Genomic DNA, 12,986 nt, shown 5'->3' with positions numbered 1-12,986 from the left:
TCAGAATTTATCTGCTAATGCTTCATTTTCGTTCTGATTTGAGAGATTAATTGAGTTTATTCTATGAAATCTTGCTGACTTGTTGATGGCTGCATTAAAGGAGAAGAACAGACCAATGAATGCCAGTAGTTGCCAACAATCACCCATGCCAATGCTATCCATTGCAATTCCAATCATTGCGAGCATAGCCGCACAGCAAACCATGACGGCGAGAGTACCGCGTCCGGTCAGTCCACCTCTCATCAATAGATGGTGAAGGTGTTCTCTGTCTGGCCTGAAAGGGCTGCAACCACGTCTGATACGTGAGCTCATCACTCTTACCATATCCATCAAAGGAACCGCTATCAACCAGAGAGCGGTAACAGGCCGCATTACCGCTTCAGTTCCCTGAGTTGCTATCATAAGCAGCCAAATTACTGTAAAGCCAATTAACGTGCTTCCTGCATCGCCCATGAAGACCTTAAATTTTTTACCCCATGGAATACCAAGGTTCAGTAAAATATAAGGCAGACAGGCCGCCATAAGGCAGGTGCACCATAACGCGAGCTTTGGATTCCCCCCAAGTTCAAAAATAATCCCCAAGGCCCCAAAGGTTACGCATGATAATGCGCCTAACAGACCATCAATGCCATCGACCATGTTGAAAGCATTAATTGCCCCGATGACGGCAAAGAGCGTAAACGCATAGCCAAACATCCCCAGCACAAGCTGAAAACCGAACAAAACATTGCCAAGAGAGTAGAGATAGTACCCGTTCCACATCATGATGCACGCCATTAAAGCCTGTATCATGATGCGAGGCATAACAGGCAGATCGAAACGATCATCCATCACACCTACAGTTAAGAGTACGGTGGCGCAGAACATATATATGGTGAAATCAGGCAGCCAACCTGGCTGCATGATGTATAAAATCCATAGTGATAAGTAGACCGAAACGCCGCCAACTAAGGGAATGTGTCCTTTATGCTGCTTTCTGTCGTTAGGCTTATCGACCAGTCCGACTTTGCGAGCGACCTTGCGCGCAATGAATAGCAACGCGAATGCACTTAGAAAAACACAAACGATCTCTTGCATGTATGCACCACTGCTGAGTTGTCATATTTTAACCACGCTACCGCCCCTGGCTATCGCTACCACTTGCGTGAACATAGTTTTAGCCATCGTTAAGCATAGACTGCATTACAAAATGGCGTTGTCTTGCCCGGTTATTATTTTCGAGAACCTGGCTGAATCGATAAAAAACCTTACGATTCTCGTACTATCCTGGCTTTGAGACAAGGTTTAAAGCGCCACTTTTTGACAATTTTCTGATCACACAAGATTTGGCATCTGAAATCTGACCATTTAATCAACAGATTTTGTTTTCTGTGGCAAGCGGGATGGGTTGAAAGCGCCCTAGATTTTTGATTTATGGGCAAAAATAACTAAGTCCATTTTTTAACAGGTGAGTGCTTACAATGATGTGAACGGTTTAAAGACAATACAGGAACATCCCATACGTGCGGCTGCTTGTTAGCATCGAACGATATGGGATTTTACAAATGCTAATGAGTAATATTAACGAAACCCTTCCGGGTTCTTCGACTGCCAGTTCCACGTATCGCGCATCATCGCGTCAATTCCCCGCGTCACGCGCCAGTCCAGTTCACGGTTCGCTAGCGACGCATCCGCCCAGAACGCCGGCAGATCGCCATCGCGACGTGGTTTGATTTCATACGGAATCGGTTTGCCCGAGGCTTTTTCGAAGGCTTTGATCATTTCCAGTACGGAGAAGCCTTTGCCACCACCCAGGTTGTAGGCTTTATAACCTTCAATTTTGTCCAGATGATCCAGCGCTTTAAGGTGGCCTTCCGCCAGGTCAACGACATGAATGTAGTCACGCAGGCAGGTGCCATCTGGCGTATCATAGTCACCGCCAAACACACCGAGCTTATCCAGACGACCGATAGCGACCTGGGCAATGTAGGGCAGCAGGTTGTTTGGAATGCCTGACGGATCTTCACCGATCTCACCCGATTCATGCGCGCCAACCGGATTGAAGTAGCGAAGCGCAATGGTTTTGAACTTCGGCTCGGCTTTGGCAAAATCACGGATAATGAATTCGACCATCAGCTTGGAGGTGCCGTACGGGCTGGTCGTCCCCCCAATTGGGGTAGTTTCAACGTAAGGTACCGGCGCGTTAGCGCCGTAAACGGTGGCAGAGGAACTGAAAATGAAGTTCCAGACGCCAGCGTTACGCATTTCTTCCAGCAGAACAACGGTACCGGCAACGTTATTTTCGTAATATTCAAGCGGCATACGCGTGGATTCACCCACCGCTTTAAGTGCGGCGAAGTGAATCACGGCAGAAATACGGTGAGAGGCAAACAGGTCGCGCAGGCAGGCGCGGTCAAGGACATCACCTTCAATAAAGGTGGCTTTCTTGCCGGCGAGTTTCTCAACACGGTTAATCGCCTCACGCGAGGCATTGCACAGATTATCCAGGACGACGACGTCGTCACCGCGCTCCAGCAGCGCCAGTACGGTATGAGAGCCGATGTAACCCGCGCCGCCTGTAACCAAAATTGCCATCTCAACTTCTCCCTTTCTGCCGCGTTAACCGCGGCGAATTATACAGTGATTACTTCGCCAGAATATGCTTGATCGCTTCGCGGAAATCACGGCCCTGCGCATTGTTTCGTAAACCGTACGAGACAAATGCCTGCATGTAACCCAACTTGCGTCCACAGTCAAAGCTGTGCCCGGTCATCAGGGACACATCGACCGTTTTTTTCTTGCTCAGGCTGGCAATCGCATCCGTTAACTGAATACGTCCCCATGCGCCCGGTTCGGTGCGTTCCAGTTCTGGCCAGATATCGGCAGAGAGGACGTAGCGCCCTACCGCCGCCAGGTCTGAGTTTAACTCAGCCGGATGCTCTGGTTTCTCAACGAAGTTACTGATGGTGCTGACGTCGCCCGGGTTTTCCAGCGGTTGTTCCGTCGTGATCACCGAGTATTCTGACAGGTCATAATCGGTCAGATGCTTCGCCAGAACCTGGCTATGACCGGTCTCTTCAAAACGCGCCACCATGGCCGCCAGATTATAACGTAAATGGTCAGCGGTAGAATCGTCCAGCAGGACATCAGGCAGAACGACAACAAACGGGTTATCGCCGATCATCGGACGGGCACAGAGGATGGAGTGTCCCAGACCCAGTGGCTGCGCCTGGCGTACGTTCATGATGGTCACGCCTGGCGGACAAATTGACTGTACTTCACTCAACAGCTGGCGCTTCACGCGCGCTTCAAGCAACGCTTCAAGTTCGTACGTTGTATCGAAGTGGTTTTCCACCGCATTTTTGGACGCATGGGTGACCAGCACAATCTCTTTAATACCTGCAGCTACGCACTCGTCAACGATGTACTGAATCATTGGCTTGTCCACAACAGGCAGCATCTCTTTCGGAATGGCTTTGGTCGCCGGAAGCATATGCATGCCGAGACCCGCAACCGGGATTACTGCTTTAAGCTTGGTCATATTTATTCCATCTAATGAAGTGAAGACATGCGTCAATTATGCCGGATGGACCGGAAAAGGAAGTATAATCTTTATCTGAAAAGCCCACACTAACTCGCTGTGAAATCTTACAAATTCGGGATTTTCCCTGGGTTTTCGCCGTTTGGAAATAAAGCGCAATCTCACAGACAAGCGAGTGTCTGGCGGTCCGAATGCAACATCCTTTGCCCTTTTTAAGACCAGCCATAAAACGACACGGGCGACCCGAAGTCGCCCGTGATAATGACACTTACAGCCACTGTTCAAACCATTCCGGCATCACGAAAAGGTTGAAGTGATTGACCAGCAGCATCAGTCCCGCAAACAGTACGGAGACCGACACCCACTGTCGGGCATAGGGTATAAAACGAATGCCAATGACCGGTTTAATAAAGAACGGATGCGCCAGGGCGGAAATTAACACCTGCGAAATCGACAGCGTCAGCGCGACATAGAGGACGTTCGGCCAGATAAAGGTCGTGGCCAGTACCGCCACCACCACCAGACTCGCGACGATGTTCCAGTAGAACTCCACGTTGGTGCGACCGTTAGCCTGGGAAATAGCACCAGTCAGACCGCCCATCGGGCGCAGCATGCCAAACAGCAGCATCAACGGAATGAGATGGTAAACCTGCTCATGTGAGGCACCATACAGCACGCGAACAATGACGGGTGACAAAATACCAATAGCCAGATACATCGCGCTGCTGAACAACATAATCACCAGCGTGCCCTTGAGGAACAGTTTCTTCAACTGCTCTGGATCGTGCTGCTTTTCGGCAAAGCGCGGCAGCGCCAGGCGGTTAATCACGGGCGACACCAGCTTGAGCGGTTGCAGCACCAGCTCTTTCGCCAGTGAGTAAACACCGAGCATGTCAGCGCCCATCACTTTACCCACCACCAGCGCATCAGCCTGAGTGCGTAACTGGTTAATCGTCTGCGAACCGAGCTGGTAAATTCCGTAGCGTACCGCGTTAAAAAAGGTCTGTTTGTCGAACTCCAGCGTAGGCCGCCAGGACTTCTCTCCAAGCGCAATCATGCACAAAATACGGGTGAACGCATTGATAAACAGGCCCAGAATCGCTGCTGCGACGGTGAGCGACGTAAACTCCAGCATGGCGACAACACACAGAAAGGCGAACAGCTTCGTGCCCATCTCAATTTTCGCCAGCGAAACCATGCGTTTGGTTTTGATATAGTGCGCCTGATACTGAGACAGATGACCGAGTACCAGGAAGTTGAGACTGGTCAGCATAATCAGTCCGGTTAACGCCGGAAGGTGATAGAACCAGGCAACCGGGAAAGCAATGCCCAGCATAACCAGGCCGGTACAGAAACTAATACCGACGTTAACCCAATAGATCGTGCTCTGCTCGCGGCGCGTGATGTCCTGGCGGTGTACCAGATAGCTGCTCATTCCCATGTCCTGCAGGACGCCCGCCACCGCCAGAATGGCGTTGATAATGGCCAGCAGCCCCAGTTCATGGGTTTCGAGTTTACGGGCGAGAAAACTCAGTTGCGCGACCTGCAGTACGGCTGAAAAACAGGTACTGCCAAACAACCAAATCGCCTGTGACTTTATTCCACTCAAACCATTTGCTCCAGAATCTGTGCCAGCTCGCGGTAGGCGATATGCTGATTAAACTCGGTTTCCACTTTCTGTCTGGCGGCCGCAACAACGGGGGCAACGTCTACCTCGCCCTGGGACAGTTTCAGTAAGGTGTCGGCCAGCGCGTCAGCGTCATCTTCTTTGACCAGCCAGCCGGAAACGTTGTTTTCGATAAGTTCAGGAATACCGCTGTGGAAGGTGGAGACCACCGGCAGCCCAACCGCCATCGCCTCCATCAGCGCGACAGGAATACCTTCCATGTCGCCATCGGCGGCGGTTTTTGACGGCAGCAGGAAGATATCGGCATCACTCAGCGCCTTACGAATCTCCTCCTGCGGTTTAAAACCTGGCATGGTGACGCAATCCTGCATCGATTCGTTCGCAATGAAGTCACGCATCATCTTGTCCTGATCGCCGTTACCAATAATCGTGTACTGGAACTGACCGCCGCGCTGCTTAAGCATGGCGCTGGCTTTGACCGCGACATCCAGGCCTTTCTTCTCTGTCAGGCGGGCGACAGACACGATACGCAGCGGCGTGTGAAAACCGTCGCGCGGCTGGAAGTTGAATTTCTCTGGCTCGATGCCCATACGGGTAACGTGAATCTTTTCGGGCGGGCAGCCCATTTCGATCAACTTGTTTTGCCACAGATGGCTGATCGGTAGCATCAGCTCGCTCTGCTGAAACAGGTTGCGGTAATCCTGCTTGTGCTCGTCAAGAATGTGACGACGCGAAATATCCGCGCCGTGGAAAACGGTGGCCTGTTTGCCCTTCAGAATACCCAGTTCGCGAAGTTTATTTGCCAGCGCACCGGCATAGCCGAAGTGCACCAGGAACACATCCGCTTCATAGGTCTGACGCGCATTGGCGACAATGGCGGGAAGCAGCAGTTTGCTTGACTGTGCGCCATAGCGGCGCACGTTAAGCGAACGTAATAAGGATGCCCGGGTGATTTTAGGCAAAACCAGTTTCAGGCGTTGTCCCAGCTTGTCCGTCAGCGACACTTTTTCTTCTGGCAGCAGGTAGTGCGTTTTTGCTGCCAGGCCGTACTCATCAAACGCGCCATGCCGGTTGACCAGATCCCCCGGAAATACCGAGATGATCTCAACGTCATAGCCCGCATCAATAAAATGAGTGACCTGGTTCAGAACAAATGTTTCAGAGGCAACCGGGAAACGCATCGTGAAAAAAGTCAGTTTCATCACATCATCCTATTACGTTTAGAATCTCTTCAGTGATTCGGTTACCCACTTCCCTTTCGTGCGCCACGGCAGCAGCAACGTTTTGCTTGATCGCGTCGTAGTCGGCCAGGACGCTCTGCACCTTATCGATCAGGGAACCGTCCATCAGGCTCTGCACATCGGTCGCCATCTGCGGCAGGCCTAACTGATTCATGACGCCCATGGATTTGTGCTCATAGTTAATCGCTACGGCAGGCGTGCCGAAGTTCATCGAGATAATGGCAGAGTGCAGACGGGTACCAATGGTGAGATGACACTCGCTGAGCAGCACACCCAGTTCCAGGTCATTAAACTCGTCCATCACGACGTGATAATGCTGAGACTGTTGCACGTGGTCACGCAGGGTCAGCGCGACCATGCGGTCATCTTTGGCGTAGCTGTCGATACCGGTGCAGGTAGACAGGGCGACGACCTGATAACCGCTCGCGATCATCGCGTTAATCACCCGGCCAAATGCGGCTTCATAGTCTTGCTGCGTGACGCCCAAACGCTTATCAAAGGGGGCCAGTTCGCGTACCGTGATGGCAATGGTTTTACGCGAGCGGATCACGCTCTGCCAGTGTTGCAGGCTGTGGCTGGGATTTTCCACTTCACGGGCACGAACCAGAAACGCGGTATCCACACCGGCCACCACTTTCGAGCTGGTAACGCCATCCCGCTTCATCAGATCCAGACTGACCGATTCACGCAGAATAAGCTTGTCCACCCGATCAAACACAAAATTTGCCAGTTGGTTGGTGCGCGCATTCTGGAACGGACCGACCGAGTGACCAATCAGGTAAATAGGTTTTTTAGCTAACAGAGCACAAAGCGCATGGTCAAACTGCGTTACGCCATAGAGGTCGACAAAGAATGAGCCACCTACCTGAATGATGGCATCATAATCCTTCAGGCTTTCCGTAAAGGCTTTAAGGTGCGGCGGCACGGAAAATGACTTGTAAGGACCGCCCTTACCCAGGTGTGCCATCATGATGTTGGGCATCAGGCGGTTCGCTACCTTACGTTTGACCGAGCCAATCAGGCCCTTCCCCGAGGAGTTGTTATGCAGGAACAGCTTGTCCTGCTGAATATGTTGCTGAAGCAGATAACCGGAGCTGGTTGGATAACGGCTAATCACATCAATATCGACATCGTTGCGCGCGGCCTGAATTGAATCAATCAGTCCACGCAGAATCGCGCCATCCCCACGATTCCCACAGGTATGGTTACCCACCAATAAAATTTTCATAAAAACTCCGAATTAAATTTTTTCTAATTCTGACAACCGCCCAGTTCCGAAACGGGCAAAATGAACACTGATAAAAAACAGCAATAACGTGCACGCCAACAGCCCAGATCCTGTTGGCCCTGGCTGCCGCTAAGGGCAGCCCTCTCTCAATTACGCTTTAATGGCAAAATAGGGCAAGGCAACGGTTTTACCGTTAATGACCACCGACACGAAACCTTCTGGTTTACGGGTATCCACGTTGTCAGCCGACAGCGCGCGGGAAGCCAGCAGGAGATCGCCTTGCTCATTTGCGCCGACGCCCGCTTTGCCGTTGTGCAGACTAAAGCGCTGCGGTGCAGCATGGCTGCCACTGTCGGGCGTAGCTTTAGCCATTTTGGCATCGACCCGTGCGCAGCGGCCGGTCACAAAACGGTCCTTCGCGGTGCTTTTGATCATGATGGCAGCAGAAGGCGTCCAGCCTGCCAGCCTGATAAAGACCTGTGTATCGGTGTCGGTTTTCGCCACGTAACGCACGTCCAGCACCGGGCTGCTGCCTTCCGCTGACCAGCTGGCTTCAGCATGATCTTTCTTACGCTGTACATGAATCACCGCGCGACCACCGGTGTTTCTGCCGTCGATCAGATTCATCAGCGGTTCGCTGTCCGTGCCGTTGTTAAACTGCGACTGGCCGAAGACCTCGATTTCCCACGAGTCACCGACAGTAGGAGAATAAAGGTTAGCCAGTTCGTACCACACGGGCTGACTGGTGTTGTTTTCCAGCAACCAGCGCGAAGTGAGATAGTTGTATTTCAGGCTGCCATCAATCGCGACGCCGTAGGATTCAACGCGGGTCGATCCCATCTCCCAGGCGCTTAACCAGCGATCGCCCTGCTCTGAGTTATCAATCCAGCTCCCCGACTGCAGGTTGGTCTGGCGCGTATTCAGGCGCGAGTGCCAGGCGATAAGCGGGTTTTTGCAATCTTCCAGACTGAGCGCATCAATAATCCACTGACCATTGGAGATATCGCCGGGATTGTCGCAGTGTTCAATCCAGCCGTTATGAATCAGCGACTGACTGCAGCGCGGCAGATTCAGAACCTTGCCACCTTTACAGTGCTGCGCATTGAAGTTGGAAAGCTCAATCGCCGTGCTGTGATCCCAGTTGCCCTTCTTCTGTCCTGACCAGCCGGCCTGAATGACATCACCAGTACAGGCCGAGGCGTACCACTGGTCAATTTTACAGTCCAGCGTATCCAGCAGGCTCAGCGCGGTGCCACCAACGTTGTTGAAACGCAGACAGGCCCCCCGGAAGAATTGTCCTCCCGGACAGGTATTACGGAACAGGCCCTGCCTGTTCGGCTTCGTATCGGTATTGCCATTGAAAATCAGGTTGGAGATTTCCACCCAGCGGGCGCTGACCTCAAACACAAACGGGGATTGACCATCAGAAACGATGGTGGTCGCCGGGAAGTAGCCGAAGTTGACCATGGCCCCGGAGATACGGAAAAAGCGACGCTGTTCTTCGCCAAAGTCACAGCCTGTCACGAAGAAGGTGCCTGCCGGGAACTGGACACAGATAGGCTGATCGCTCTGTTGCGACCACTGATACATGGCTTTAATGGCGGGCGCGCTGTCGGTTTTGCCGTCGGCGATCGCGCCGAAGTCAAACAGCGACAGCCGGTTATAGTCATCCACCACACGGCGCCAGTGAAAGCCGTCGCCGCTGAAAATCACGCCCTGATCGTCCTGAGCGGGTTGAAAACTGCCAACAAACTCGCCCCCGCCTACTTCCAGGCCGGGATGCCAGCTCTTCAGCTTAATCTTTGCCCCTTCAAACAGCGGCCGCGTTTTACGCAGATCATCGACAGAAGGAATTTCCCCGATGAGCTGATAACCGGCAGGCTGCGCCAGACGCTGACTAAAAGCGGCCTGACCCGGCTGACTGACATCCGGAATGTTGAATACGGTCTGTCCGTTGCTGTCCTCCAGCGCCATGGCGTGCGACGGATTAGCGATAAGCGCCGCATTGTCTTTGACGAACTGATCAAAATTGCCTTTGTTCAGCGTAATCGGCTGGGTGATTTGCGCCAGATTGCCGTTGGCATCACGCAAAAAGACCGGAATCAGGTTACCGGGCTGGCGGGCATCGCTGCCTGCTTTGCCAATCCACAGCTTGCCCTGAAAATTTTGCCAAAACTGCGGTGGCATGGCGTACACATTTTCAGGGGTAAGAATGGGAACATCCCCTTTCGGGATCGCCGTTGCATCAACCGATTTCAGCGCCAGACCTGTATTTTTGGCGGCGTAACTGGAAAACGTGCTCACGGAAAGCGCACCGACAAGGGCGGAGGCTGCGGTTTGCAAGACTTCTCTTCTTTTCATGCAGTAAATCCCGTCGTCATGAAGGCTGTAAACTCAGCCATAAAAGGTGTCCCATGAGGCACAGCAAAAATGAGCATCTCCAGCCCGTTTACACCAGCGCCAGCCAGCTTTGTTTAATCTGTTTGCCGTCAAATTTCAGCGCAGTGTGTTGGGTTTTTTCGCTCATGGCGTAGAACAAGGCATCATCGCTCGCCAGTTGCTCCATCCGCGCCAGAAATTCGCTTTTCTTGTTCATTGGCACCAGGAAGCCGTCTTCACCGTGATTGATGATCTCCTGAGGACCCGTCGGGCAGTCATACGCCACCACCGGCAACGACCACGATTTGGCTTCCAGCAAAACCAGCGGTAAACCTTCATAACGCGAGGTCATCAGCGCCATATCGCTGTCGCGATAGTAGTCGTTGATGTTGCTGACTTTGCCGACGAACTTCACGCTGGAGGTGATGCCCAGCACGGCAGCCTGATCGTGCAGCTGCTGGCGCAGCTCGCCGTCACCGGCAATGACCAGGGTCCAGTCTGGATGGGCTTTGGCAAAGTCGCGCCAGATATCCAGTAGCAGGTCAAAACCCTTTTGATTGTCCAGACGGCCGACTGCGAGTGCCTGGCGATGACGCGAGGTGCGTTGCCAGGCTTTGTATACGACCGGGTTGGGGATGGTCTGGCTGGGAATGTGCCAGCGCTGAAAGACCTGATGATCTTTATCCGTCAACACAATCACGCGGTCGTAGTAGCGCAGAAGCAGGAATTTGAGGAATTTAATGGGCTTGTTAAAGGAGTTGATGGCCACGTGCTCACAGGCATAGGCTTTGAAACGTTTCTTTTTAAACGTCATCAGATTCCAGAACGCAAACATCACGCTCAGGCGGCCCATGCTGATCAAAAACACGGTATCAAAGCCTTCCTGCTGGATACGTGCCACCGCACTTTTAATCGGGTTACTTTCCCCTTCAAAGCTGACGATGCGCTTAACCTTTTCAAACGGGTAAAACGGCTGACCGTGCCCTTCCAGCGAGTAAATGGTGACGTCGTGCTCATCACCGAGGCATTCCGACATAAAGTTACAGATATTCTCGGTGCCGGCATACGAGTAAGCGTCTTTGATCACCAGGACGATTTTTTTCATGAAACGTTATCCACCTCAAAGTTTACAGACAATCCTGCCGATCGGCTTAACGGTGTTTCAGGCTAAAAAGCACACCGTTCACCATATACCAAGCGTAATAGTAATAGATTTTTAACGGATTGTTTTTATAGATAATTCTTAATAGTTCGAGGTGCCATTTCGCGGCTTTATTTTTATTACGCGACAGAGAATCGCCCAGCTCATAATAATTCACCAGAATTGTCTGAATTATCCTGGCCTGTTTATAACGGCTAAACAGTTCGTAGAGGAAAAGGAAGTCTTCATGACCTTTGCGCTGGAAAAAAATACCGCCTGGTGGACGGCGAAAGCACACGGAAGAGAAGCAGACACGGTACTGTTTTTTTACGAAGTTGTCCTGCTGTAAATACGGCTTCGAGTAGCGGATATCGTGGTCAGCTTTGCGGGTTTTATAATGATATTCGGTAATAACCAGATTATCCCCATCGGCTATCGCCTGCATCTGCTGACGCAGTTTATCACTGTGCCATTCATCATCGCTGTCCAGAAAAGCAATGATCTCTTCTTTGGCCGTGCGCAAGCCGACATTGCGGGTTTCGGCTGCGCCCATGTTCACGGCATTGTCCAGAATCGTAATACGCGGATCCTGGCACTGTTCTGTTACCCAGGCGAGGGAGTCATCGGTGGATTTATCGTTGATCAGATAGAGGTGCCAGTCCTGATAGGTTTGATTTAACACGGACTGCACGGCGCGTAATACCGTCTGGCGGGCATTATACATAGGCATCACGATGCCAACGGTACCAGAGTGATTAGTCATTTTCATACCTGAATAAATAAAAAGACGGAGCGACCGGGAGAGGCTTCCGGCAGCACAGAAACGTCACAACATTTAAGAGAATCAGGAAAGTGCCTTTTCACCGCCAAAACGCGCTTTCAGCTTGTCTTTCACGCGGTTGAGGAAGTAGGTGCGATTGTCTTTATTAGTGAGCAAGAAATAGCGGGCAAAACTCACGCTCGCCATCAGGGCGTTGCCGTCCATTTTGTAGCGCAGCGGCAGCTTAAAGGCTTTATAGGTGTGAATATCACGTGCGGTAAGGTGCGGCTTCATGGTATCCAGCCAGAACAGGGAGTATTTGACCGATTCCCCTTTGTGCTTTGAACCGAACGAGGTCACCAGATGATAGTTAGCCAGCGGCGCGTCAATCATCTCGAACCGGTAACCCATCCGATCGGCACGGATACAGAAGTCATAATCCTGATGGCGAATAAAGCGCGCATCGAACTGAATTTTGGCGGCATCTTCACGCTTCAGCACAATCGTGCTGGTTTGAATGAAGCCATAACAACCGAACAGATATTCCGCCACCGTTTCATTTTCAGCAGGCGGCTGCATTGGCATGACTTTCAGGAACGCGCCGTCCTGATAGATATTCACCTGACTGAAGATAATGGTCTTGTCTTTGCCCTGCGCCTCAAGTTCGGCAATTTTTTTTGTGACCTGCAGCAGCTTATCGGCGTGCCATTCATCGTCGGCATCCAGGAAACTGACATAGTCGCCCGTGGCCAGTTCAATGCCTTTGTTACGCGCACCTGCGCCATTCAGCTTGACCTCTGACAACACCAGGTTGATGTCCAGGTCCTGGTAACGCTCGCTGCGAACCACCTCGGCGAGCGCGGCGGCATCCGCCGATTTGTCATCAACGATGATGACCTCGAAATGACGATACGTCTGTGCTTTAACGCAATCCAGCGTCGTGACAATCGATTCTGACGCGTTATAAGCCGGAATTACGATGGAGAAACGAATGTCCTTCATTGCCAGCACCTCATTAAAATAGTTCAAAAATAAACAATTCAATCGACAAAGGTCGAAGAAAAACCTGTGTTCTGACTGGCAACCGCCC

General features: G+C 51.8%; 10 protein-coding genes. All 10 read right to left on the bottom strand.

The features are described from left to right. Entirely contained in the window at nt 1–1,077 is a 1,077-nt protein-coding gene (gene wecA, locus RAC60_RS08500) for a UDP-N-acetylglucosamine--undecaprenyl-phosphate N-acetylglucosaminephosphotransferase (protein WP_375093332.1), read from the bottom strand. A 483-nt stretch (nt 1,078–1,560) separates the two neighbouring features. Further along, nucleotides 1,561–2,574 (bottom strand): UDP-glucose 4-epimerase GalE, encoded by a 1,014-nt coding sequence (gene galE / locus RAC60_RS08495; RefSeq protein ID WP_033740479.1) that lies wholly within the window; start codon nt 2,572–2,574, stop codon nt 1,561–1,563. A 49-nt stretch (nt 2,575–2,623) separates the two neighbouring features. Next, nucleotides 2,624–3,520 (bottom strand): UTP--glucose-1-phosphate uridylyltransferase GalF, encoded by an 897-nt coding sequence (gene galF, locus RAC60_RS08490; RefSeq protein ID WP_006119858.1) that lies wholly within the window; start codon nt 3,518–3,520, stop codon nt 2,624–2,626. A gap of 268 nt (nt 3,521–3,788) precedes the next feature. Beyond that, nucleotides 3,789–5,129: a lipopolysaccharide biosynthesis protein gene (locus RAC60_RS08485; RefSeq protein ID WP_033740483.1), complete on the bottom strand. Its 1,341-nt coding sequence runs from the start codon at nt 5,127–5,129 to the stop codon at nt 3,789–3,791. After that, the gene (locus RAC60_RS08480) at nt 5,126–6,349 is read right to left on the bottom strand and encodes a glycosyltransferase (RefSeq protein ID WP_039338129.1); all 1,224 of its coding nucleotides are present in this window, start codon (nt 6,347–6,349) and stop codon (nt 5,126–5,128) included. Before RAC60_RS08480 ends, RAC60_RS08485 begins: the two co-directional genes overlap by 4 nt. Nucleotides 6,350–6,353: 4 nt before the next feature. Further along, the gene (gene wcaK, locus RAC60_RS08475) at nt 6,354–7,616 is read right to left on the bottom strand and encodes a colanic acid biosynthesis pyruvyl transferase WcaK (RefSeq protein ID WP_375093329.1); all 1,263 of its coding nucleotides are present in this window, start codon (nt 7,614–7,616) and stop codon (nt 6,354–6,356) included. 150 nt (nt 7,617–7,766) lie between these two features. Continuing rightward, nucleotides 7,767–9,977 carry a phage tailspike protein gene (locus RAC60_RS08470; protein WP_375093328.1) on the bottom strand — a complete coding sequence of 737 codons (2,211 nt, stop codon included), beginning with the start codon at nt 9,975–9,977 and terminating at the stop codon, nt 7,767–7,769. A gap of 88 nt (nt 9,978–10,065) precedes the next feature. After that, nucleotides 10,066–11,100, bottom strand: a complete 1,035-nt coding sequence (locus RAC60_RS08465) for a glycosyltransferase family 4 protein (RefSeq protein ID WP_375093326.1) — start codon at nt 11,098–11,100, stop codon at nt 10,066–10,068. Between the two features lie 46 nt (nt 11,101–11,146). Next, complete coding sequence (locus RAC60_RS08460) at nt 11,147–11,899, bottom strand: glycosyltransferase family 2 protein (protein WP_110268230.1); 753 nt, start codon at nt 11,897–11,899, stop codon at nt 11,147–11,149. An 81-nt stretch (nt 11,900–11,980) separates the two neighbouring features. After that, nucleotides 11,981–12,898: a glycosyltransferase gene (locus RAC60_RS08455; protein ID WP_033740494.1), complete on the bottom strand. Its 918-nt coding sequence runs from the start codon at nt 12,896–12,898 to the stop codon at nt 11,981–11,983. Nucleotides 12,899–12,986: the final 88 nt, after the last annotated feature.

The organism is Pantoea sp. BR_17 (assembly GCF_041955125.1).
Classification (GTDB): Bacteria; Pseudomonadota; Gammaproteobacteria; order Enterobacterales; family Enterobacteriaceae; genus Pantoea; species Pantoea stewartii.
Note: the sequence above shows the minus strand (reverse complement) of the source record. Positions and strands in the feature narration are given on the sequence as shown.